Source organism: Mesorhizobium sp. M0062 (assembly GCF_040323125.1).
Taxonomy (GTDB): domain Bacteria; phylum Pseudomonadota; class Alphaproteobacteria; order Rhizobiales; family Rhizobiaceae; genus Mesorhizobium.
Genome location: NZ_JAMYUO010000019.1, coordinates 21,202 through 40,159 on the forward strand (window position 1 = coordinate 21,202; position 18,958 = coordinate 40,159).

Here is an 18,958-nt window from a genome sequence, read left to right on the forward strand (position 1 = left end):
GCCGGAAAGACGGACTGATCAGCCGGATTAATAGGCGGCGAAGCCCGGATTTCCGGCATCTTGCGGCAATGCAGGGAAAGCCTGAAGTAACAGGCTGCGACACCTAGACAACCCGTCCCGCGGCCGGTCCGGCTTTCTAGACCGGCCCAACTCTGGTACCAGCGGCCCGGTTAAGTTGTTGTTTCTGTGCGTGTCATTGTCCCCGGGGCAGCCCGCACCACACCGTTTTGAGGCCGACATGCAGTTCATCGATCTTGGCGCGCAGCGCGAACGTATCCGCGACCGGCTGAAGGCCGCGATCGACAATGTCGTCGAGGAAGGCCGCTATATCCTCGGACCGCAAGTCACCGAATTCGAAAACAAGCTCGCAGCCTATATCGGCACCAAGCATGTCGTGGCCTGCGCCAACGGCACCGACGCGCTGCTGTTGCCGCTGTTTGCCGCCGGTATCGGCCCCGGCGACGCGGTGTTCGTGCCGAGCTTCACCTTTGCCGCGACGGCGGAAGTGGTGGCGCTTGCCAAGGCCGAACCAGTGTTCGTCGATGTCGAGGCCGAGACCTACAACATCGACATCGCCAGCCTCGAGGCGGCGATCGCCATGATCAAGAAGGAAGGCCGGCTGAAGCCGAAGGCGATCATTCCCGTCGACTTGTTTGGGCTTGCCGCCAACTACGAGGCGATCATGGCGATTGCCAGGCGCGAAGGGCTGCTGGTGATCGAGGATGCGGCGCAGTCGATCGGCGGTTCGGCCGACGGCACAATGTGCGGCGCCTTCGGCCATGTCGGCTCGACCAGCTTTTATCCGGCCAAGCCGCTGGGCTGCTACGGCGATGGCGGCGCGATGTTCACCAATGACGACGCGCTGGCCGACCAGCTGCGCTCGTTTGCGTTCCACGGTAAGGGCGGGACGCAGTATGACAATGTCCGCGTCGGCATCAATTCACGCCTCGACACCATCCAGGCGGCGATCCTGATCGAGAAACTCGCCATCCTCGAAGACGAGATGGTCGCCCGCCAGGTCGTGGCCAAGCGCTACGCCGAAGGTCTCGGCGACATCGTCAAGGCGTCACGCAATCTGGGCGGTGGCCGCTCGGCCTGGGCGCAATACGCCATCGAGACGCCGAAGCGCGACGGGTTGAGGGCGCATCTCGGCGAAAAGGGCATCCCTTCGGTGATCTATTATGTGAAGCCGCTGCACGAGCAGGTCGCCTATCGCGACTATCCGCGCACGCCGACCGGGCTTGCGGTTTCGGAGGAACTGCCGAAGCGCATCCTGTGCCTGCCGATGCATCCCTATCTCAGCGAAGCCGACCAGGACCGCATCATCGAGACGATCCGCAACTACATTGGCTCGAACTCGGCGCATGTAGCGGCGGCGTAAGTTACGCCGCGTCCGCCGCCTTCCCGCTCGCAATAAAATGCGGGTTGGCGAAATCCTCGTCGTCGCTCTGTTTGCGCTTGCCATAGGTGAGCGGCTCGCCGTCCAGCGTGCGCGTCATGCCGCCGGCGGCGCGCAGTACGGCGTCGCCGGCCGCCGTGTCCCATTCCATGGTGCGGCCGAAGCGCGGATAGATGTCGGCTTCGGCTGCGGCGAGCAGGCAGAATTTCAGCGATGAGCCGACCGAGACGATCTCGGCGGCGCCGAGATCCTTGATGAAGGCTTCGGTCTCCGGGGTGTTGTGCGAGCGGCTGGCAACGACCGCCAGCGGCGTGACCGCCCTCCTAACCGAAATCCGCCGGCGGCCGACGATACGGAAGTCGCCATCGACCTCGATTGCTTCGGCCCAGCCCGGCCGTCCAGAGAAGAACCGCCCGCTGCACGGTGCGAAGACGACGCCGATCTCCGGCACGCCGTGCCGGACAAGCGCGATGTTGACGGTGAAATCGGTCCGGCGGTTGACGAATTCCTTCGTTCCATCGAGCGGATCGATCAGGAAGAAGGCGCCATCCAGATCGGGCGGCACAATGCCTTCGGCGACCTCTTCCTCGGCCACGCAGGGAATATCGGGATAGGCCGCACGCAGGCCGGCGAGGATGATCGTCTCGCTCTCGCGGTCGGCTTCCGTGACCGGCGAGGAGTCCGACTTGCTGTCGACCGCGCAGCCGGCCTTGAAGACCCGCATCACCTCGCGTCCGGCTTCGAGCGCCAGGCGCTCGAACACGTCGAGCATCACTTCGTCGTCAGATGCCGCCGCCGCTGTCATATTGGTCTTCGGCAATGTCGCGCTCATTCAGCCAGTGTTCCAGAGCCTCTACCATCTCCTCGGCCGTCTTGCCGAGTGTCTTGAGATGGATTTCGGGATTTTCGGGAGCTTCATACGGGGAATCGACGCCGGTGAAGTTCTTGATCTCGCCATTCAGCGCCCGTGCGTAAAGGCCTTTCGGGTCGCGGCGGGCGCATTCCTCGAACGGCGTATCGACGAACACTTCGACGAACTCGCCGTCGGCCATCAACTCCCTGGCCATGCGCCGCTCGGCGCTGAAGGGCGAGATGAAGGAGACGATGACGATCAGCCCGGCATCGGCCATCAGCTTGGCCACCTCGGCGACCCGGCGGATGTTTTCGACCCGGTCGGCGTCGGTGAAGCCGAGATCGCGGTTGAGGCCGTGGCGGACATTGTCGCCGTCGAGAATGTAGGTGTGGCGCCCCGAAGCGAACAGCTTCTTCTCAAGCAGATTGGCGATGGTCGACTTGCCCGAACCGGAAAGGCCGGTGAACCAGAACACGGCGGGACGCTGGCTCTTCAAGTCGGAACGACCGCGCTTGCCGACATCGAGCGACTGCCAGTGGATGTTTTCGGCGCGGCGCAAGGAATGCAGGATCATGCCGGCGCCGACCGTGGCATTGGTGATGCGGTCGATCAGGATGAAGGCGCCGGTATCGCGGTTGTCGGCGAAGGTGTCGAAGGCGATCGGCGCCCGGGTCGAGATATTGCAGATGCCGACTTCGTTCATCTCGAGCGACTTCGCCGCCTCGCGAGCGAAGTCGTTGACGTTGACGCGGTATTTCAGGTCGGTGACGGTGGCGCTGGTCTGGTCGGTCTCGGTGCGCAGTATATAGGAGCGTCCCGGCAGCAGCGCTGCCTCGTCGAACCAGACGATGTTGGCGGCGAACTGGTCGGCGACCTGCGGCCGTGCCGCCGGCGACACCAGCATGTTGCCTCTGGAGACCTCGACCTCGTCATCGAGCACAAGGGTGATGGCCTGGCCGGCCACCGCCTGGGCAAGATCGCCGCCTTGCGCGACGATGCGCTTGACCCGCGAGGCCTTGCCGGATTTGGCGACCACCACCTCGTCGCCCTGCGCGACGGAGCCGGACGCGATGGTGCCGGCAAAGCCGCGGAAGTCGAGATTGGGCCGGTTGACATACTGCACCGGAAACCGGAACGGCAGTTCGACCGCGGCCTCGTCGACCGATATGGTTTCGAGATGCTCGATCAGCGACGGGCCGGAATACCACGCCGTCTTGCCGGAGCGGCTGGTGACATTGTCGCCATAGCGGGCCGACATCGGGATCGGCACGATCGTCTGGAAGCCGAGCTCGTGCGAGAACTGCCGGTAATCCTCGACGATACGGTCGAACACCGCCTGGTCGAAATCGACGAGGTCGATCTTGTTGACGGCAAGCACGATATGGCGGATGCCGAGCAGCGAAGCGATGATCGAGTGGCGCCGGGTCTGGCGCAGCACACCCTGGCGCGCATCGATCAGCACGATGGCGAGATCGGCAGTCGATGCGCCGGTCGCCATGTTGCGGGTGTACTGTTCATGGCCGGGGGTGTCGGCGACGATGAACTTGCGCTTGGGCGTGGCGAAGAAGCGGTAGGCGACGTCGATGGTGATGCCTTGCTCGCGCTCGGCCTCGAGGCCGTCGACCAGAAGCGCGAAGTCGATGTCGTCGCCAGTGGTGCCGTGCTTGCGGGAATCGCGCTCGAGTGCGGCGAGCTGGTCCTCGAAGATCTGCTTTGTGTCGGACAGAAGACGGCCGATCAGCGTCGACTTGCCGTCGTCGACCGAGCCGCAGGTGAGGAAGCGCAGCAGCGACTTCTTCTCCTGCGCCGCCATGTATTCGCGCACGCCGTCGGTGGGAGCGAGGCTCTTGGCCAGGATATGGCGCATGCTCAGAAATATCCCTCGCGCTTCTTCTTTTCCATCGAGCCGGCTTCATCGCGGTCGATGAGGCGGCCCTGGCGCTCGGAGGTGCGCGCCGTCAGCATCTCGCCGACGATGGCTTCGAGCGTGTCGGCGTCGGATTCGATGGCGCCGGTCAGCGGATAACAGCCGAGCGTGCGGAAACGCACCAGACGGTTCTCCATCGTCTCACCGGGGCGCAATTGCATGCGATCGTCATCCTTCATGATCAGCATGCCGTCGCGTTCGACCACCGGCCGCTCCTTGGCGAAATAGAGCGGCACGATCGGGATGTTTTCCTGCAGAATGTACTGCCAGATATCGAGCTCGGTCCAGTTCGACAGCGGAAACACGCGGATCGATTCGCCCGGCGCGATGCGGGTGTTGAAGATCTTCCACATCTCCGGCCGCTGGTTCTTCGGGTCCCAGACATGCTGGGCGTTGCGGAAGGAAAAGATGCGCTCCTTGGCGCGCGACTTCTCCTCGTCGCGCCGAGCCCCGCCGAAGGCAGCGTCAAAGCCGTATTTGTCGAGCGCCTGGCGCAACGCCACCGTCTTCATGACATGGGTGTGGGTGTTCGAGCCATGGTCAAAGGGGTTGATACCGTCGCGCACGCCGTCTTCATTGACGTGGACCAGCAGGTCGAAGCCGAGCTTCTGCGCCATCTGGTCGCGAAAGGCGATCATCTCGCGGAACTTCCAGGTGGTGTCGACATGCAGGAAGGGGAAAGGCGGCTTGGCCGGATAGAAGGCCTTCATCGCCAGATGCATCAGCACGGAGGAATCCTTGCCGACGGAATAGAGCATCACCGGCTTGGAGAAGGAGGCGGCAACCTCACGGAAGATGTGGATGGACTCGGCCTCGAGCCGCTGCAGGTGCGTAAGCGCGATGTTCATGGACTGTGAGCGTTCTCTCGTGCAATCCAGACCTTGCATCAGATGGATCGGGCGTCCTTTTCAGCCGCCCGGTTCAAGCTTCACTGCTGGACACTATCGGTTCGTGCCGGCGTTCTAGCAGATCGCCACCTGATATAACAACGCTGGAAAGGCCGGCGGCCACACCGATCGGCAACGAATTTTCCATGAAAAGCCTAGAATCCGAAAATTCCTGCCCGACGGAGCGATAGCATTCAAAGGCCGGGAAAAATCTTGCCTGGACCGAAAGAAACGCCGGCCCGACCTCGTCGCACTTTCGAAAACCGCACCCAGCCGCTATACCGGCTCCTGAACCTGCGCCGGGCGGCATGCCGCAAATGCCGCCGCCAAACATCGTCCGTCGCCAAGCGACCCAGCGCATTGTGAACCAGAGCATTGACCCCGATTTCCGCCATCAAGCAGCACGTTTCGCCGTCACGGATCAACATCACCTTCTCCATTCTGTGCTTCTTTTTCCCGCCGGTGCTGGGATCGGCGGTCAGCTTTTTGTTCAATGGTGGCGGCCTGTGGTCGGTGCTTCTGCTTGCGTTGAAAAGACGGCGTTTCAACATTGACCGGCCGATGACCGCGATGACGGTGGCCATCTATGCCTATTGCGCAGCCAGCGTGTTCGCCTCCATCGTCAACAATTCGATCGCCAGGGATGCGCCGCATCTGGCAGGGCTGATCACCTTCCTGTTTTTCCCTGTCTCATACGCGACCTGGAGCATTACCGAGAAAACCACGCTGACGCGCATCGTCGTGCTGGCGAGCGCCGCCGCCTGTTTTGGCGCCCTGCTGCTGGCGGTCGTGCAATATCACGGGCTGGGCATACGGGCCGAAGGCGGCGCCGGCAATCCGATCGTGTTCGCGACCGTCGCCTGCCTCAGCATGATGATGTGCCTGGCAGGCGCCTTATCGGGTGTCGAAAAGAACAGGGCGTTGCTGGCCTGCGCGACACTGGCCGGCGCGGTCGACATTGTCTATTCGGGGTCGCGGATCATCTGGCTGGCGATGCTGGTGGCCGGCATCGCGGTCCTGCTGATCAACCGTCGCAAGCTCAACAACAGAAACGCCATTCGGCTTTTGCTGATTGCGGGCGCGATCGGCATCGTCATCGCGGTCATTGGTCTCCCCATCATTTCCGAGCGCGCGGCCTTCCTGTTCAGCGACTGGGATGCGCTCGCCACGAAGGGCGACCACACGACCGCGCTCGGCTTGCGCGCAGCACTTTGGCAGATTGGGCTGAGCGCCTTCCACGACATGCCGATTTTCGGTCACGGCATTGCTGCAAGCCGTGAGCTGATAAAGGATGGATTCCACAATCAGTTCCACATGCCGTCCACGGGCTTCAGCCATTTTCACAATGGCTTCCTGACTGCATTGGTGGAGGCCGGGCTGCTTGGAGCCGTAACGCTCGCGGCTGTGTTCTTCGTTGCCGCGAGAAACGCGGCCATCGTGCTGCGCACCAGCACGGACGCGATCGAGCGGTTCGGCGCCACGATGATTGTCGTCACTGCGATCACCTACCTCATCGGCGGCCTGACCGGCATTCTGGTCGGCCACGACATCCTCGATGCCACACTGATGGTGTTCCTGGTGTCCGGGACATATCTTGCATCGGGCCGGCAACAAATGCTGCCGGAACAACAGGCACCGGCCCCGGCGCCCCAGGCAAGCCGGCCGTGAAAGTGCTGGTCACAGGCGCGACGGGTTTCATCGGCAGGCAGGTCGTCAACCAGCTGCGCGAAGCCGGGTTCGGGGTGCGCATGGCATCGCGCCACCCGGAACGGCTCGATCCCGTGAGCGATGCGGTTTTGTTGCCGGACTTCGACGCACCGGCTCAGGCATACCAGGCGCTGATGCGAGATATCACCCATGTCGTCCACTGTGCGGCGCTCAACAATGACCGCAAGGCGAGCGAAGCCGACTTCATGGCAGCCAACGCGACACTGACCGCGCAGCTGGCGCGCGCGGCCGCCTCGCGGACAAGCGGGCGCTTCATCTATCTGTCGTCGATCCGGGCAGTAGCCGGTCCCGGTTTCAGCGGAACGATCAGCGAGGCGACGCTCCCTGCCCCGCAATGCGCCTACGGGCGCTCGAAACGCGAAGGCGAGATCAAGACACTGGAAGCCTATGCGTCCAAGCCCTCCGATGCCACGGCGCTGCGCCTGCCGCCGGTCTATGGCGAAGGCATGAAGGGAAACCTGCGTGGAATGATGCGGGCTGCCGCCATTGCCTTACCATTGCCCTTAGGCGCTTTCACCGCAGTTCGTTCGCTGATATCGCGCGACGCGGTGGCTGGCGCCGTGGCGCATCTTTTGACTCGTCCCACGCCACCGCGCCCGACCTATGTCCTGGGCGATGCTTCCCCCGTTGCGATGTTCGAAATCTTGACTGCATTCAGGCACGGATACGACGTTCCGACCCGGCTCGTTCCTGTGCCGGCCTGGCCATTCAGGCTGTTCGCCACACTGCTTGGCAGAAAAGCAGCGTACGACGCTTCCATGGCGACACAGATTTGCGACCCGTCACTGCTGATCTCGGAAGGCTGGATGCCGGAAACCGACACGCTCGGCCGGATTGAGGAACTTGCACGACAGGCCCGTCAGGTCCGGTAGATTGTGCCAAGCAGGATTTTGACGTCGAGTCCGATCGAGGCTCCCCTGAGATATTCGGCATCGGTTTCGGCGCAGAGTTTCGGATCCGACATGTCGATGCCTCTCATCTGCGCAAGCCCGGTAATGCCTGGAAGTGCGGCAAGCACACCCAATTGCCTGCGGCGGTCGACCAACTCGGTTTGCGTGGGCAGGCATGGACGCGGCCCGACCAGGCTCATCTCGCCCTTCAGCACGTTCCAGAGCTGCGGCAGCTCGTCGATCTTGAATTTTCGCAGCACCTTACCGGCGGCGGTGACGGAGTTTGCCGGCGCCTGATGCGAGGGCAGAGATGGCGTTCCCACAACCATCGTCCTCAACTTGTGGCAGCGAAACAGCACCCCGTGCTGGCCGACGCGAGTTTGGGAGAGGAGTGCCGGTCCGGGCGACGACAGCCTGATTGCCAGTATGGCAAGCAGGGTGACGGGCGAGGTCAGCGGCAACAGAACCGCCGCCGCGACGAGATCGAAAGCTCGCTTGGGTCCCCTCATGGCCATCTCAGCATGCTCTAGATCCGCCGCCAGATGAAGGCCACATAGAGCCCAAGCGTCCCAGCCAGCGTCTGCCGGTAGACGCCGCTTTTCCTGAGAAGGCGCAGGCGTCGCAAGATACCGCCCTTTCGCGCCCTGATGAACAGGCCGAGACAGGCGGCGGCATCCCTCGTGAGGATGTCGCGATTGACGGCCAGGCCGCTCAGATTGTGATCGGTCCAGACGGCGAACTCGCCCCTGAAGAGGCGCCCCAGCCGCGACAGCCTCGCCTTCCACGACACGTTGGCGCCGACCAGGTTTGCCTCATGCTGGCGGTAGCGCACCAGCGGTCGCGGGTCATAGCGGACAATGCCGCCGGCAGCCGTGACGATCAGATAGGTCCACCAGTCATGGCTGACGAACTCGGTCCTTGCCGATGCCTTTGCCAGCAACTTTCGCGCGGCGCGGTTGATCATCATCGTGTTGCCGCCGGCAATGCTTTGCACAAGCGCATTGCGAAATGCGGGTGGATGCTGGAACAGCGGCGAATACCCTTGCGCTGCTCCGGTTTCGGACATGGTCGCGGTTCTGGAGCAAAACAGCAGCGGCGTTCCGGCGTCGTGCCCTTGCATCCAGGCAATGGCGCTCTCCAGCCTGTCCGGCTCCCAGATGTCGTCCTGGTCGCAGAAGGCGTAGTAGTCGGCCTCGATGCGCGGATCGATGATCATCGCGCGGAAATTGGCGGCAAAGCCTTGGCGAGGACCATTCGACAGGGTCAACCGGCCCTTGGACCAGCGGCTCTGCCAGGCGCCGATAATGGCCGAAGTGCCGTCTGTCGAACCGTCGTCGGAAACCCAGAGGTCGACAACAGGATGCGATTGCGCAGCCAGCGACGCGAGCTGCTCGTCAAGGAAAGCCGCGCCATCTTTCGTGCCCAGCAGCACGGCCACGCGCTGATCTTGTCTGCTCACTGGTTCAAAATCATCTGCAAACGCCTGGGAACGGCCATCGGATCGGTTTCAATAGCCAATCCCGGTCGATCAGGACAGGCTCTTTGTTTTGACGCAATCCCGGACGGAAAACCGCTCCACACTTTTCTTGGAATTGCTCTAACCAGCTTGCCCGACTGTTTTCGCAACGGTTTCCCGGCGTGCCTCACTTGGAGGCTCTTCCGCCTGATAGAGGCCGGCCATGACGGCGAGCGCCGAGGCCTTGTCCTGATCGCGCATGGCCGCCTGCAGCAATGTCAGCGCCGCCTGGACCTTGGGCCATCCCACGACATCGGTCCTGAGGCCGAAGATCTTGGGGATATCCAGCGCGACGATCTCCTCATTGCCGCCATGCAGCACTTCGTGAAGCTTCTCGCCCGGCCTGATCCCGGTGAAACGGATCGGAATGTCGGTGTAGGGGCTTTTGCCGGCCATGCGGATCATGGTTTCAGCGACTTCGAGGATCGGCACCGGCTTGCCCATGTCGAGCATGTAGATGGCGTAGTCGTCCTTGCCCTGGCGCCGCTCGGCGTCGGCCGCCGACATGATGACGAGGTCGACGGCTTCGGCCACCGTCATGAAGTAGCGGGTCATGCGGCGATCGGTGATGGTGACCGGACCGCCGGCCTCGATCTGCGCCTGGAAGATGGTGGCGACCGAGCCATTGGAGCCGAAGACATTGCCGAACCGCACGGCGATGAACTTGGTGCCGGAGCGACGGCCGCTGGCCCCGGTGGCGTGCGTTTCGTGCAGCGAAGAGACGATCTGCTCGGCGGCGCGTTTCGTCATACCGAGCACCGAGGTCGGATCGACCGCCTTATCGCTGGAAATCAGCAGGAACTGCGGCACCCCGCATTTGGCGGCAACCTCGGCGCAGACGAGGGTGCCCAAAATGTTGGTCTGGATCGCCGATTCCCAATTTTCCTCGAGCAGCGGCACATGTTTGAGCGCGGCGGCATGGAAGATGATGTCGGGCTTGAAATCGCTGACGACGCGGGTGATCTGGCGCCGGTCTGTGACATCGACGATGCGGCTCTTGAGCCGGACATGGTCCTTTTCGTCAACCTGCTGGTCGAGCTGGAAAATACCGAACTCCGAGATATCGGCGACCAGAACCGCCTCGGCGCCAAGTTCCAGCGACCGCTTGACCAGGATGCGACCGATTGAGCCGGCGCCGCCGGTGACCAGGACGCGCTTGCCACCGATAAAGCCGCCGATCCGCTCAATATCGGAAGCAACTGTGGGGCGGCGCAGGATGGTTTCCATCTCGACAGCGTCGAGTACCAGCTTTCCGCCTTGGCCGAGCTCCGAAACGCCGGAGAATTGGACGACGGCGATACCGCTGTGACGGGCGACACGGACCAGTTCCGAATATTCCTCGATCTCGCGTTCGGTGCCATTGCCGAAAATCAGCATGTCGAGGCTTTTGGTGCCTCTTGCATATTCTTCGAGGACCTCGACCAGGCGGGGCCGCACGGCTACCACCGGAACGCCCTGGATCTGCGTGCCCAACGGCGCGCCGTTCTCGATGGCCATGATGCCGGCGATGGAATATTCGGCCGGCTCGGCCGTGCGTGTGAAGCGGATGATGACGTCTGCTTCGCCAAGCCTGCCGACGAACAGCGCTTGTTTGATCGCCGCATTGTTTGCGTTGCGGCTCAGGATTCGCCAGCTCGCCCCGTCGCGCAGGAACCGGTAATAGAGCCGAGGCGCCGATATGATGGTGAAGGAGACGAGGAAAAAGACGATGAACTGGCGCTCGTTGAGGCCGGTCACCGGCTGAAACGATCGAACCGCCAGCGAGACGACATAGAGCGTGACGGTCAGGATGGCGCAGCTCTTCAGGATGTTGAAGAAGTCCGGCGTGGAGGCGAAACGCCACACGGTGTTGTAGAGGCCGCAATAGCGAAACAGCATATGGCTGAGAAAAACAATACTTGCCCAGCACGCCAGGCCGGCCGTGGAGAGCGCGTCGAATGAAAGTCTCGACTGAGAAAGCCCCAGACTCAGCGCCACCGCGACCAGGACCATGACCAGATCCTGGATCATTATAATGGCGCGCCGCATCTTCGGCCGAAGTCCGGACACGACCTCTACATAGGATGTCATTGGGTAGTACTGAACTCCAGGCGCAAGGACATGGACACTAACGTGGTGCAAGAGCGACGGAAACCCGTCACCGATCACCTGTTTAGAGTGCCAATCCCCAGCCCCGCCGCTTTGTATCGCATAGCGTGGAGTCGGGGACGCCGCCAGATATTTTTTTCGTCTGTCGCACTCTCGCGCAAAGCTGTGGTGCATGACACGGCTCTCGCATTGTGGAAGAGTCGATCGGGGCAATGCACACAGCATATGGGTGGAGAATGAATGCCGCCGTTAGGGCGGGCTAAAGTGGAGAGCTATTGATGCAGGATGCCGACTACGGGAAACGTGTTACAGGAAAACCATATCTTGGTTTTTTGGAAGACATCCACAAACAGCTGAAACCCAATACATATTTTGAGATCGGCGTTCAATTTGGCGATACTATTAAATTGGCAAGTTGTTCGACCGTTGGCGTTGATCCATTTTTCTCTTGTCAGACCAACATCATTGGCAAGAAGCCAACCTGCCAGCTATTTCAACAAACCAGCGATGCCTTTTTTGCTGAACGCGACCTCTCTCGCATCTTTGGGAAATCCGTCGATCTTGCCTTTCTGGATGGCATGCATCGGTTCGAATTCCTGCTCCGAGATTTCATAAATACAGAAAAGCATTGCGCTCCCGAATCGATCGTCGCCATGCACGACTGTTTGCCGCCGGGATTCTATATGACGTCGCGGGATATCGCCGACGCCAAACATCCTCGCTCCGCATTTCCAGGCTGGTGGGCCGGCGACGTATGGAAGATTGTGCCCACCCTCAAACACTACCGGCCGGAACTCTCAATTACGGTTACCGACAGCGCACCAACCGGCCTTGTGCTGATTACCGGACTCGACCCTGAAAATGATGCTCTCTGGGCAAACTACGAGAAGATCATTGCCGGTTTTCAGCCGATGGACCGCAGTGAGTTCGCTCACTACTGGTCCTCAGTTTCAGTGGTCTCAACCGACTCCGTGGACCTGGGAAGGTTCCGACCTTTCAGCTAGCCCTATTGCCTCTTGAGATCGACTTGTGAAGGGAGTAGGCACGGCCACCCTTTGGCGGGCGTCCCACGAGATGTTCAATGGCTATGTATCGATTGAAGCAGCCGTAGGCATTCTTGGGGCGCGGTGCGTTTAAACCAGGACGGAGAGCCTGTACCCTCCGATGCATCGCTTGTTACCGATCGCACCGAGGCAATTTGAACCTTGCCCTCACAGCGACGTTTTCCAAGCCCGCAACATATGAGAGAAAGGTGTGATGTTTCGGATCAAGCTGCCTTTTCAGACACGTGACAGAGGGGCCGTCGACGGCATGAAGCGATTGTTGAACCATAAGGTTCATGAGCTTGCCGTCAGCCTTGTCATCGGAGTAGCTCCGGCGATTCCGGTGGGACGGAAGGATGATCTCGCGGAACATTTAGATATGGTGAGACAGGAGTTCGTGGGCCGAACCGAAATCGAATATACGCATGCGGCGCTGATCGTGCTTTTACGTCGCGGCATTGCTGAAAAACGAAGTTGGAAGCGCTTCCAACAAGTGTGGGAGGAGTGCGGGCCCTTTCTGCTGCAGCGGCTCAACACCCGATGGCTGATCTCAGCCTGCGATACCATCGCCGACTTCTCTCCCGATCGAGCCGAACGCGCGCTGGCACTTGCGGGTTCGCTCTTGATGAACACAATCAAGCTCTATGAAACCGAGATTTGGATGAAGGCCACCGAAGCTAAAGAATATGAACGCATTCCGCAGGGAGGCATGACGCTCTTTGACGGCGTGACACCCTTTATGGTTGGCGCCGGCGACATGATCGCAAATCTAAATACCAGAGTACAGTCTCTGTGCGAGAAACAAACCATAGCTTCGAATATTCTCCAAGAGATATTTCGTAGGATTCATGTCAACCCAACAGTATTCCAGCGATTTCAGGCGCTGCACACCTCAGATCTCACCAAGTGGAGCGCATAAACAAAGTCAACGGCGAAGAAGCGAGTAGGCTCGCCATACCTCTAGTTCCCTTCGTCTGCGGTGAATGTTCGACTGGTCCAACGGATCGATCTCTCGAAAAAGACCAGCGGCGACCAAGCGTTCAGCATAGCTGATGTTGGTCTGTCTAAATGCCAGCTTGGTTTCGGTTGGCGATGCAAGGCAGGAGAACAATTCACCATTTAATACGCGCTTTATTGCTCCCGACAGTCCAGCGGCATCACCCCTTTGATAGTGGGTAACATCAGCAGGAAGTTCCAAGAGGTCGAAAAGGCTGGTGAACTTGGAAGAGTATCCTATCAACCCGACTTGTCGACCCGACAGGAGCCCCCAATAGGCGACATGATATGAATTTGTTACGATCTTTCCGGTCAAAGCGAACTTGGACCGAAATTCAGGTTCCGACATAGAATTAGTGCCAACTATCGCATTCGGCTCGATAGTCGAAAGGACATCCAAGACCGCCTGCCCGCTTGCGGCCGGATTCTGGTTGAGGAAAACGCCCAGCGCCGTCCCTGGCAAGATATCGACGATATCTCCCATCACGCTGGCACAGGGTACGAGTGTAGAATTGGATACCGCCAGAGCACGATCGCGAGAGCCAAAAAAAGAAAAATCCGTTGGAATTGAGGAAGAGAGTTCTCCGAACCCGTTCAAGGGTTGGATACTCTGGCCAACCCCCCAAGCGACTTTTCGGTCCGACTCAACCAAGGAGCTTGCATAAGCTCCGAAATCATTGAACGCGCCACCACCCAGAATGAGAATTCGAGAGAACCCGCTTTCTGAAGGTGAGTGACATTTGAAGTCGAAATAGTGGCGCGGGCTGGAAAGATAGTCGCCGATATTAAACGTCGAAGGCCACGCATGCACAAACGACAGCGTCGCTCCCCCGCAATGCATTGAAATGGCCGGAAATTGAGCCTGGATCCCCTCCGAAGACATGGACGCGCCTAGCTCATCGGTCAACAGTGACCACCATAGAGAGATCTACGAGCCCTGCCGCCAATGTTTCGTCCTCCTCTACCACTCTGAAAGCGATGGCGTCGATAATTCGGTGGAGAGGCACCTCATCAACCTCTGGCAATCCGCGGACCTGGCACGTGACAAAATAGTGACCAGGAAGCAGTAGGCTAGTGAACTCAAATCTTGATCTTAGAGATGAACCAGCCTGCGCCAGTTCGACCCGAGACGCCCTGCATTTGGCACCTGCGACATGGAACCCGGTTGTGGTTGTTATGCCGATGCCGAACCCCACCCGAGTAGCGTCGGTTGAAAAATCGGTCCAATATTCTATGAAGTATCTTCTGCCGAGCCTCAGCACATTCACCTGCTCGCCGCTCACAGTGAGTATGCGAACGTCGCGAATGCGTGCGCCTCTCTCTTCTTGATAGGCAGTTGACTTGGAAACGAGTGAAGGATCGAAGCCATCCGCAGATTCCAATTGTTTGGAGAGCGCTTCGCTGTGCTTAATTTCGTTTGTGGGCGCCTGTGAATTTTCGACAACAACTTCATCTTCGGATTCTGATCTCAGCCAAGGCAATTCGATTGGGATGGTGGGAGATATCGTTGCATCCCTCATAGCCACAATTTGCGCCCGGATTTCCGCCGCGCCCTCCGCACTGGCATTTACCAGCCGCTGATATTGGCCTGTCACCGTCTTTGGGCGGCCGGTCAACATTATTTCACCCGCGTCGAGCAATACGGCGCGATCACAAAGTTGGACGATGGTCTGAGCGGCGTGGCTGACGAACAGAATCGTACCGCCACGTTCCCTGATCTGCTCGATTCGCGCGAAACATTTACGGGAGAACGCCTCGTCACCCACCGACAGCGCCTCATCGACCACCAGAATATCCGGATCGACATTAATGGCGACGGCGAACGCCAACCGAACATACATACCCGAAGAATAGGTCTTTACAGGTTGCTCGATAAAGTCTCCGATATCGGCAAAGGAGGCGATGGAGTCAAAGCGATTGTCCATCTCGGCACGGCTGAGGCCAAGGATGGATGCGTTGAGATAGGCATTTTCGCGACCGGTGAAATCGGGGTTGAACCCCGCGCCCAGTTCCAGCAACGCCGCTACGCGGCCATTGACGGTAACCGAACCACTGGTGGGCTGCAGTGTTCCGCAGATAATCTGCAGAAGCGTCGATTTTCCCGAACCGTTGCGTCCGATGATGCCGACGGTCTCGCCTCGCCGGACGTCCAAAGAAATATTGGTCAATGCAGCGAAGTCACGGAAGTAGCGCCGAGGCAGTTGCCTCACCAGCCGCTGCAGTCGCGGCACCACCATCTGTTTCAGCCGGTCTTCAGGCCGGTTGAACATCAGATGGTGCTTGGATACAGCCTTCACCGAGATGGCGATTTCAGAGGACATCTGCGAAGCCCTTCCGCGTGGCTCGGAAGAACAAAAACCCAAGGCCGGCAATGACCGCTGCCGTCACGGTATAAAAAGCCAACGCGTGCAAGTTCGGCAGTTCACCAAAAATCAGGACCCTGCGGGCCTGTTCAACGGGAGTCGAGATGGGATTCAATACCAGCCACGGTCGCACGGCCGCAGGCAGCGCCTCAGCCGGCACAAAAATCGGAGACAGGAACATGAGCGCGCTGACGATCGGGTTCAGTACCTGGCCGATATCGCGAAAATACACACCAACAGCGGCGAGGAACCACGACAAACCAAGGAGGAGGAGGATAAATGGAGCCACAACGACCGGCAGAAGCGGCGCCGTCAAGGGAATCGACCCCTGCGAAATCACAAGGAAGATGAGCATGACCAGAAAACTGACCATCATGTGAAACAACGCCGCTGCAAGCGCCACTACCGGTAGCACTTCAAGCGGGAAAACAATCTTCTTCACGTAGCTAACATTCGTCAGCACAAGCGTAGGAGCCCTCGTCAGCACCTCGGAGAAGGTTTGAAAGAAGATCAGGCCAACGAACAATATGATCGCGAACTGGGCCGTCGGCTGCCCCTCGCCTCCCCCTGCCCAACGCATCCGCAGAACCGTACCGAACATGAATGTGTAAACTGCGAGCATAAGCAGCGGGGTCAATAGCGACCACAAGATGCCAAGCATCGACCCTCGGTATCGTCCAGTCACTTCCCGACGCGTAAGGCTGATGATCACGTCAAGATAGTTAACAGTCACAGTTCGACAACCTTAAGAAGGGCGCGGACACGTTGAACCAAAGTGTCTGTGTCGACTTGGGACGTTACATGACGCTGGGTCAAATGAGGCTGGCCCGGAAATGGGCTTTCAACCATCTGCGAACGGCAGACCACCACTTCGTAGTCGAGCGAAAATAGCGTGCACGTGCGCGATAGCCACATCTCGGTGATGCCGAGATCGTTCCAGTAGCCGACCCAATCGTCGGGCGTCAAATCGACCAGCTTGGTGCCGGGTCGGCACCAGATTATGTTGGCGAAAGCTGACCCATGCGCGCCAACAATCACCTTGGCGTTTCGAAACAATTCCATTTGATCGACATATGGTAGTTTCGATGGGTCGATTGCAGTGAAGCCCAAAGCCTCCAGCGCCGAGATTACCTCGGGTTCGTTGTCAATGAACCGGTTGGAATAGGTGTTGGCCCGATCCCGTGCAAGGTAGATCAACTGTGGGGTTTCGGAAGCGGTCGGCAACGCCGGTTGCAGAGCATACTGTGCCAGGGAGTCCGGGTTGGGGTAATATGTTGTCCCAGTCGTGAGACTATTGCAGACCATGGCAGAGCGGAATCGAAATGGCGTATGCGGCAGAATTAGAAAATGATGGGGTAGAAAACCCCAAGTCGCCAAGATACCGCGCACCCACAATGGTGCATCATTTGGCAGCACCACCTTAAGGCGATTCTCCTTGATTTCGTTCTCCCAGAACAAAATCTGCGGAATAGCGTCGAATATGACGTGACCAAACGCAAAACTGGAGTGAAGCGGGAGCAACACATCTTCATCAATGAATTTGAATTCATTGAATAGCAAAATATACTTCCCGTCCTCTTCATCCAGATAATCCAGAAGATTGAGGTCTTGATAGACATATCGGTAGACGATAATTGACTCTTCAATAATCGCTCCACCTTGCGTAATAACGCCGATGGCACGGGAGTGCGCTACGCAATTTAGAAAGCGTCCAAATTGAAATGGTACGGCGTCAAAAGATTTCTCTGCAAAAAGTTCCTTTAGTCGATCCAGCTTAGTGGCTCCGCAACCCGCAGTAACCTCGACGCTTTTGCTCGTGACGGCCCTACCTGGATAGGCCGTTAAAATAGCGTCGTTCTTCGACGCAAACAACTCGCCCCTCGTTTGAACTTGTCGGGCCGCTCGAGCAACGGCGACGCTCTGCAAGACCAATGGAAATGTGGCAGTGGGCGCCGAGGAGCTGTTGTTCAGAAACGGCGATCGACGCCACAGTGATCGGATTGGTCGGGCGGCGGCGCGAGCAGCCCGGAAGCCACATCTGGCAACCCAGTATGCCACCGGCGCGTTAGCCAGCATCCCTTGAATCTTTAACTTGGTCGCAGCGAAGCGCTGTACCGGCGAATCTGCTTTCCATATCGCACCGCTTGAAACCGCAAGGGAAGTTCCTGCGTCCGTCCGGAAAGGATGCCGGTCAAAAACATCGTCAAGAACGGACTTGCTTTCCTTGACCCGCAGAGTCGCATCCAGGAAGGCACGCCCGAACTTCCTATCCGGCTCTAGGTGACAGCCCTCGGCCCATTCGTTCCATGCATTTATAAAAACAAGCCGTTCGTTTGGAGCGCGCTCGACCATAGTACGGGACGTCGCCGCCCTCAACCAACGCTCATAGTTATCAGGGGTGGCAGCAAGCATTGCGACCGCGCGGTCGCGAATTCGGGCAGTGTTGTCCCATGAAGGGACTACGGTCCGATAAATTTTCTTATCGCGATAATCCCGACCGAGATAGTTGCCGGCCACATCTGCATAATCCACGAACATACCTCTGAAGGAATCAAAGGTCGTCACTTCACGGTTGATGTTTTGGACCACCATATTGTGTGGGGGGAACTCCACTCCAGCATCGAACCCGAGTGACTCATAATCGAGATTGCCATGCGTTAACGCGGCAACAAGGTGGATTTCTCCGATCCCGATCTTCCGGCAATGCTCACGCCATATTTCTAGAGCTTGGGCGGGGTTCGGAAGCTGCTGCGGCCTGTAGACAAGCAAGATTGGTCGCCCGTCCACGCGAAGATATCGGTCATCTCGGAAGAAGGGGACCACGCTTTCGATAAAGCTGATTTCATAACCCGGCTCATAATTCTGCGAAATCAGCATATGCTGCTCCGCACCATCCCAGCGCCGTGTCCAGTTCTCGTTTGCCCAAGATAAGCAGAAGGGCATACGAGCGGACTTATCGGCAAGGTAGGCATCGACCGGCTTGTCCAACAGCCGCTTACCGCTGAACCAATAATAGTGAAAACAGAACGCATCGACACCATACTGCTGGGCAAGTGCTATCTGCTCGTGTTGCGTTTCCCGTACCCGAAGATCATAGAATCCAAGTTCCGTGGGGAGATGCGGCTGATAGTGACCGTCAAACAATGGCGTCGCCTTGGTAACATTGGTCCATTCTGTAAAACCCTTGCCCCACCAGGCATCATTCTCTGGGAAAGGATAAAACTGCGGCAGGTAGAACGCCAGATATGTCGGTTTCATAAAGGAAATT

Annotated in this window: 15 protein-coding genes; 5 read left to right on the forward strand and 10 right to left on the reverse strand. The window is 58.9% G+C overall.

What is annotated here, in order from left to right:
• Nucleotides 1-238 precede the first annotated feature (238 nt).
• Complete coding sequence (locus NKJ64_RS21005) at nt 239-1,381, forward strand: DegT/DnrJ/EryC1/StrS family aminotransferase (protein ID WP_023684583.1); 1,143 nt, start codon at nt 239-241, stop codon at nt 1,379-1,381.
• A gap of 1 nt (nt 1,382) precedes the next feature.
• Here the strand turns inward: NKJ64_RS21005 and cysQ are convergent, their stop codons facing one another.
• The 3 genes from cysQ to cysD are packed head-to-tail and all read right to left on the reverse strand — an operon-like array spanning nt 1,383 to nt 5,027.
• Nucleotides 1,383-2,171, reverse strand: a complete 789-nt coding sequence (cysQ, locus tag NKJ64_RS21010; protein WP_031196090.1) for a 3'(2'),5'-bisphosphate nucleotidase CysQ — start codon at nt 2,169-2,171, stop codon at nt 1,383-1,385.
• 10 nt (nt 2,172-2,181) lie between these two features.
• Entirely contained in the window at nt 2,182-4,119 is a 1,938-nt protein-coding gene (cysN, locus tag NKJ64_RS21015; protein ID WP_023670718.1) for a sulfate adenylyltransferase subunit CysN, read from the reverse strand.
• 2 nt (nt 4,120-4,121) lie between these two features.
• Nucleotides 4,122-5,027: a sulfate adenylyltransferase subunit CysD gene (gene cysD / locus NKJ64_RS21020; protein WP_023670717.1), complete on the reverse strand. Its 906-nt coding sequence runs from the start codon at nt 5,025-5,027 to the stop codon at nt 4,122-4,124.
• Nucleotides 5,028-5,441: 414 nt separating this feature from the next.
• On the opposite strand from cysD, the gene NKJ64_RS21025 reads away from it, so the two are divergent.
• Both NKJ64_RS21025 and NKJ64_RS21030 read left to right on the forward strand, forming a co-directional pair.
• Nucleotides 5,442-6,734 carry an O-antigen ligase family protein gene (locus NKJ64_RS21025; RefSeq protein WP_031197113.1) on the forward strand — a complete coding sequence of 431 codons (1,293 nt, stop codon included), beginning with the start codon at nt 5,442-5,444 and terminating at the stop codon, nt 6,732-6,734.
• Nucleotides 6,731-7,666 carry an NAD-dependent epimerase/dehydratase family protein gene (locus NKJ64_RS21030; protein WP_023826762.1) on the forward strand — a complete coding sequence of 312 codons (936 nt, stop codon included), beginning with the start codon at nt 6,731-6,733 and terminating at the stop codon, nt 7,664-7,666. The genes NKJ64_RS21025 and NKJ64_RS21030 overlap by 4 nt, the downstream gene beginning before the upstream one ends.
• Here the strand turns inward: NKJ64_RS21030 and NKJ64_RS21035 are convergent.
• From NKJ64_RS21035 to NKJ64_RS21045, 3 genes are all read right to left on the reverse strand, one after another.
• Nucleotides 7,654-8,193, reverse strand: a complete 540-nt coding sequence (locus NKJ64_RS21035; protein WP_023684586.1) for a sugar transferase — start codon at nt 8,191-8,193, stop codon at nt 7,654-7,656. The two genes, NKJ64_RS21030 and NKJ64_RS21035, sit on opposite strands and share 13 nt — an antisense overlap.
• 17 nt (nt 8,194-8,210) lie before the next feature.
• Nucleotides 8,211-9,143, reverse strand: a complete 933-nt coding sequence (locus NKJ64_RS21040; protein WP_023732070.1) for a glycosyltransferase family 2 protein — start codon at nt 9,141-9,143, stop codon at nt 8,211-8,213.
• Nucleotides 9,144-9,281: 138 nt separating this feature from the next.
• Nucleotides 9,282-11,270, reverse strand: coding sequence for a nucleoside-diphosphate sugar epimerase/dehydratase (locus tag NKJ64_RS21045; RefSeq protein ID WP_031197112.1), 1,989 nt, complete (start codon nt 11,268-11,270; stop codon nt 9,282-9,284).
• A gap of 296 nt (nt 11,271-11,566) precedes the next feature.
• Here NKJ64_RS21045 and NKJ64_RS21050 point away from each other — a divergent pair, with 296 nt between their 5' ends.
• Together NKJ64_RS21050 and NKJ64_RS21055 are read left to right on the forward strand one after the other, a co-directional pair.
• Complete coding sequence (locus NKJ64_RS21050; protein WP_023754836.1) at nt 11,567-12,292, forward strand: class I SAM-dependent methyltransferase; 726 nt, start codon at nt 11,567-11,569, stop codon at nt 12,290-12,292.
• A gap of 253 nt (nt 12,293-12,545) precedes the next feature.
• Nucleotides 12,546-13,250 carry a hypothetical protein gene (locus NKJ64_RS21055; RefSeq protein ID WP_023754837.1) on the forward strand — a complete coding sequence of 235 codons (705 nt, stop codon included), beginning with the start codon at nt 12,546-12,548 and terminating at the stop codon, nt 13,248-13,250.
• Between the two features lie 6 nt (nt 13,251-13,256).
• Here NKJ64_RS21055 and NKJ64_RS21060 read toward each other — a convergent pair whose 3' ends face one another.
• From NKJ64_RS21060 to NKJ64_RS21075, 4 genes are read right to left on the reverse strand one after another with little or no spacing between them, the layout of a single operon-like run.
• Nucleotides 13,257-14,234 (reverse strand): hypothetical protein, encoded by a 978-nt coding sequence (locus tag NKJ64_RS21060; RefSeq protein WP_155922470.1) that lies wholly within the window; start codon nt 14,232-14,234, stop codon nt 13,257-13,259.
• On the reverse strand, nt 14,224-15,648 hold the full coding sequence (locus NKJ64_RS21065; RefSeq protein ID WP_023826761.1) for an ABC transporter ATP-binding protein: 1,425 nt from the start codon (nt 15,646-15,648) through the stop codon (nt 14,224-14,226). The genes NKJ64_RS21060 and NKJ64_RS21065 overlap by 11 nt, the downstream gene beginning before the upstream one ends.
• Nucleotides 15,638-16,423: an ABC transporter permease gene (locus tag NKJ64_RS21070; RefSeq protein WP_050590959.1), complete on the reverse strand. Its 786-nt coding sequence runs from the start codon at nt 16,421-16,423 to the stop codon at nt 15,638-15,640. Before NKJ64_RS21070 ends, NKJ64_RS21065 begins: the two co-directional genes overlap by 11 nt.
• Nucleotides 16,420-18,948: a glycoside hydrolase family 99-like domain-containing protein gene (locus tag NKJ64_RS21075; RefSeq protein WP_352463256.1), complete on the reverse strand. Its 2,529-nt coding sequence runs from the start codon at nt 18,946-18,948 to the stop codon at nt 16,420-16,422. Before NKJ64_RS21075 ends, NKJ64_RS21070 begins: the two co-directional genes overlap by 4 nt.
• Between the last annotated feature and the right edge of the window lie 10 nt (nt 18,949-18,958).

What these genes read in the sequence shown, in the direction of transcription:
- NKJ64_RS21065 (WP_023826761.1), bottom strand. Translation starts at nt 15,648, where the DNA reads ATGTCCTCTGAAATCGCCATCTCGGTGAAGGCTGTATCCAAGCACCAT.
- cysN (WP_023670718.1), bottom strand. Translation starts at nt 4,119, where the DNA reads ATGCGCCATATCCTGGCCAAGAGCCTCGCTCCCACCGACGGCGTGCGC.
- cysQ (WP_031196090.1), bottom strand. Translation starts at nt 2,171, where the DNA reads ATGCTCGACGTGTTCGAGCGCCTGGCGCTCGAAGCCGGACGCGAGGTG.
- NKJ64_RS21045 (WP_031197112.1), bottom strand. Translation starts at nt 11,270, where the DNA reads ATGACATCCTATGTAGAGGTCGTGTCCGGACTTCGGCCGAAGATGCGG.
- NKJ64_RS21035 (WP_023684586.1), bottom strand. Translation starts at nt 8,193, where the DNA reads ATGAGGGGACCCAAGCGAGCTTTCGATCTCGTCGCGGCGGCGGTTCTG.
- NKJ64_RS21055 (WP_023754837.1), top strand. Translation starts at nt 12,546, where the DNA reads ATGTTTCGGATCAAGCTGCCTTTTCAGACACGTGACAGAGGGGCCGTC.
- NKJ64_RS21005 (WP_023684583.1), top strand. Translation starts at nt 239, where the DNA reads ATGCAGTTCATCGATCTTGGCGCGCAGCGCGAACGTATCCGCGACCGG.
- NKJ64_RS21075 (WP_352463256.1), bottom strand. Translation starts at nt 18,948, where the DNA reads ATGAAACCGACATATCTGGCGTTCTACCTGCCGCAGTTTTATCCTTTC.
- NKJ64_RS21050 (WP_023754836.1), top strand. Translation starts at nt 11,567, where the DNA reads ATGCAGGATGCCGACTACGGGAAACGTGTTACAGGAAAACCATATCTT.
- cysD (WP_023670717.1), bottom strand. Translation starts at nt 5,027, where the DNA reads ATGAACATCGCGCTTACGCACCTGCAGCGGCTCGAGGCCGAGTCCATC.